At 26.9% G+C, this 3,771-nt stretch carries 3 protein-coding genes; 2 read left to right on the top strand and 1 reads right to left on the bottom strand.

The genetic code is table 11. From position 1 onward, the window contains the following. Positions 1-453 precede the first annotated feature (453 nt). A complete protein-coding gene (locus tag KGF52_RS20535; protein WP_227828082.1) occupies positions 454-735 on the bottom strand; it encodes a hypothetical protein in 282 nt (93 codons plus the stop codon). Between the two features lie 362 nt (positions 736-1,097). Between KGF52_RS20535 and KGF52_RS20530 the strand changes: the two genes are divergently transcribed. Further along, positions 1,098-1,952 carry an AraC family transcriptional regulator gene (locus tag KGF52_RS20530; RefSeq protein ID WP_227841454.1) on the top strand — a complete coding sequence of 285 codons (855 nt, stop codon included), beginning with the start codon at positions 1,098-1,100 and terminating at the stop codon, positions 1,950-1,952. Between the two features lie 196 nt (positions 1,953-2,148). After that, positions 2,149-3,660 (top strand): recombinase family protein, encoded by a 1,512-nt coding sequence (locus KGF52_RS20525; protein WP_227841453.1) that lies wholly within the window; start codon positions 2,149-2,151, stop codon positions 3,658-3,660. Positions 3,661-3,771 lie beyond the last annotated feature (111 nt).

The raw sequence follows: 3,771 nt of genomic DNA, 5'->3' as shown, positions 1-3,771 counted from the left end.
CTTATATAACGATTTAAAGCTTCAAAAAGTCAGTATTAAAAAAATATTTTCTAATATTTATCAACAATGATTTGAAATTTATATACTATCCAAAAAAATAAAAGCTATCTCCAAACATTTCACAAACTTAGAGAAAGCTTTTATTTTTAATAACTATATTTGATTTTCAATATTAAATATTCTAATGAAGGTATTTTATTATGATAAAAATAATTTAAGGTACAGTTTATATAAAGTCTATATTTTATTTAAAAGTATGAATGTATCGTACATCATTAATTTTTTTATCCATAATCTCAATAGTATGTACATCATTATTATAATAAAATTATCATATATAATCAAAGTCTCAATAAGTATATTATTAATTAAAGATTTATTATAAATTAAATTTTGTAGTTTTAATATTAAGTTTTTAAAGATATTTGTCCTACTTTATTTCATAAAGAAGTGCTAATTACTAGCAACTTCTTTATTTGAGTTTTGTACTTTTAATTGTCTATCTATCATTATTTTTTCTATTGCTTCATATATTATATCATCTTTATCCCGTTTTTCCTCTACTGTAAACTTTCTTCCTAGGATTGTTTCAGGAGATACTACATGGCATACAGTATTTCCATGTAGTACTGTCATGGATATTTTATAACCATTATCGTCTGTTGGAACATCTACATCATCAACAAGGTATGTTATAGTAGTTGTACCATCCAAATCTTTTTCTATCTTTGGCATGCAAATCCCCTCCCTTTTTACATTTTATGTATATTAAAAATTGTCCTATTCTCAATTAATATTTATAAATACTTGATTAGTATAAATTGTGAAAAATATCAATATATAACCAAAATCATCTATACAATTAAGTATTTAATTAGAGGTGATATATATCAAATTAAAACTATTATGTTCTAATAAAATTAAGTGTTAAACTATGATATACTAAATATAAAAAAGTTATATAATTAATAACTTTAATACTTAAGTTAATTTTTAATATTAAATTTATACTTTATTATGCTAGTTAATTTGTGCATAAAAAGAGAGGAAGAATTATTTAAAAATACGTATTATAAAAAGTATAAGGAGCTGATTTTATGGAATGGATTGAAAGATTAAACAAAGCAATTAACTATATTGAAGAAAATATAACAAAAGAAATTGAATATGAACAACTGGCAAAAATAGCTTGTTGTTCTACATATCATTTTCAAAGAATGTTTGCTTATATGGCAGATGTACCTCTTTCTGAGTATATTCGACGCAGACGAATGTCTTTGGCTGCTGTAGAATTACAAAATGATAATAAAAAAATAATTGATATAGCTTTAAAATATGGATACTCTTCTCCAACAGCGTTCAATCGTGCCTTTAAAAGTATTCACGGTATTGCACCATCGATTATAAAAAAAGAAGAAACAATAAACTTGAAGGCCTTTCCTCCAATTAGCTTTAAAATTACTATAAAAGGAGCTGAAGAAATGAATTATAGAATTGAAAAGAAAGAAGCATTTCGTATTGTGGGTGTATCTCAACGCCTTCACACTGAGTTAGAAAAAAACTTTGAGATTGTTCCAAAAATGTGGCAACAATCTGCATTAGATGGAACCATTCAAAAACTACTACCTATGATGAATAGCCAACTAAAAGGTGTGTTAGGTGTAAGTGTGTGTAATGATTCAGAAGAGTGGAAATACTTTATCTCTGTTGCAAGCACAGCGTCCATAGATGATACATTAGATGAATACACTATTCCACCTTTTACTTGGGCAAGATTTTCTGGAGAAGGACAATGCCCACAAGCGATACAAGAACTAGAAAAACGTATTGTAACAGAATGGTTACCTACTTCTGGATATGAGTATGAAAATGGTCCTGATATTGAACTTTACTTAAATCCAGACCCACAAAATGCTAAGTTTGAAGTATGGATACCTGTTATAAAAAAGTAGTTTTAAATTTAAGTTATATAAAAATATAAGATTGAAATTTATAAAAATGTAAACTTCTGTTTCAAAAATAAAAATTCTGATATCTGTCAAAATAAACATGTTAAAAGATAAAATCTATTTTTTACATGTTTATTTTTTATGTTTTAAATATAATCAGTTTACTGCTGAATATAATATATTCAAGGAGTGTGATTTAATGAATGTTTCTATTTATTTACGAAAAAGCAGGGCTGATGAAGAAGCAGAACACAGAGGCGAGTTTGAAACCTTAAGTAGACATAAAACAACTCTACTAAAACTAGCAAAAGAACAAAACTTAAATGTAATTGATATTAAGGAAGAGCTTATTTCTGGAGAAAGTATAGAATATAGACCTAAGATGTTGGAATTACTAGATGAAGTTAAAAATAATAATTATGATGCTGTTTTAGTAATGGATATTGACCGCTTAGGACGTGGGAATATGCAAGATCAAGGGTTGATATTAGATACATTTAAAAAATCCAAAACAAAAATTATTACTCCTAGAAAAACCTATGATTTAAATGATGAATTTGATGAAGAATATTCCGAATTTGAAGCTTTTATGGCTCGCAAGGAATTAAAGTTAATATCTAGGCGTATGCAAAGAGGAAAAATTAAAAGCATTGAAGAAGGTAAGTTTATTGCTCAGTCTCCTCCTTATGGATATGATATTAAATACTTAAGCAACAAAGAAAGAATACTTGTAGTAAATAAAGATAAAGCAAATGTTATTAAAATAGTATTCGATATGTATCTAAAAGGAGTTGGAGCCTGTAAAATATCAAAGTATCTAAATGAACTTGGTTATAAAACCACAACAGGTAGAACTTGGTATGAAAAAGGTGTAAGGGATATTATAAAAAATAAAGTATATTGCGGATACATAGTATGGAATAAAGTTGAGAGGAAAAGAAATTCTAGTAGAACTAGATGTATTGATGAACAAATGGAAGCAAAAGGAAAACATGAACCAATAATAAGCGAAGAAATATGGAATAAAGCACAATATATAAGAAAAAAACGCAGTAACTCACCTACTCCAAACAGTAAAATAACCAATCCTCTAGCTGGAATTATAAAATGTGGATATTGTGGCTATACTTTAGTTGCAAAATCTAATACAACATCAAGTGGATATGAGAAATATATAGTCTGCACTAATTGTAAAAATAAATCTACTAAATTATACATATTAGAAAATAAAGTTTTAGATGTTTTAAGTAAATGGCTAACAGATTATAAGCTATCTTTAAAACAGGAAGAAGTTACTTTTAAAGATAAATTTGAAGATAATTTAAAATGTACTTTAACAGGTTTAAAAAAAGAGCTTGAGAGCCTAGAAAAGCAAAAGGGAGGATTACATGATTTTTTAGAACAAGGAATATATAGTTCAGATGTATTTATAGAACGTTCAAATATACTTACATCACGCATAGAAGATGTTAAAAGTTCTATAAATAAAGTAAATATAGATATTGAGATAGCAAAGAAAAAAAGTACTGTTAGAATGCAAATCATTCCTCAACTTGAAAAAGTCTTAAGAGAATACACAGAAGAGAAAGAACCTTATCTAAAAAATATATTACTTAAAACTATGATTGACCATGCTATATATAAAAAAGAACCTAATCAAAAATGCGATGACTTTTCTTTAATACTATACCCTACCATACCAAAGAGCTAAGTGTATATTTCAATGTTATAAACAAACTGATTACCAATTTGGAGTAATGGCTGGAGCTTTTGCAGGTGGTGAAGGTGACTTTACAACAGCATTTGAACCTACAGCAACTGC

The organism is Clostridioides sp. ZZV15-6597 (assembly GCF_020657815.1).
GTDB lineage: Bacteria > Bacillota > Clostridia > Peptostreptococcales > Peptostreptococcaceae > Clostridioides.
This window is presented reverse-complemented; position numbering and strand designations above follow the sequence as displayed.

Coding starts and splice junctions, on each gene's coding strand:
- KGF52_RS20535 (WP_227828082.1), bottom strand. CDS start 735: ATGCCAAAGATAGAAAAAGATTTGGATGGTACAACTACTATAACATAC.
- KGF52_RS20530 (WP_227841454.1), top strand. CDS start 1,098: ATGGAATGGATTGAAAGATTAAACAAAGCAATTAACTATATTGAAGAA.
- KGF52_RS20525 (WP_227841453.1), top strand. CDS start 2,149: ATGAATGTTTCTATTTATTTACGAAAAAGCAGGGCTGATGAAGAAGCA.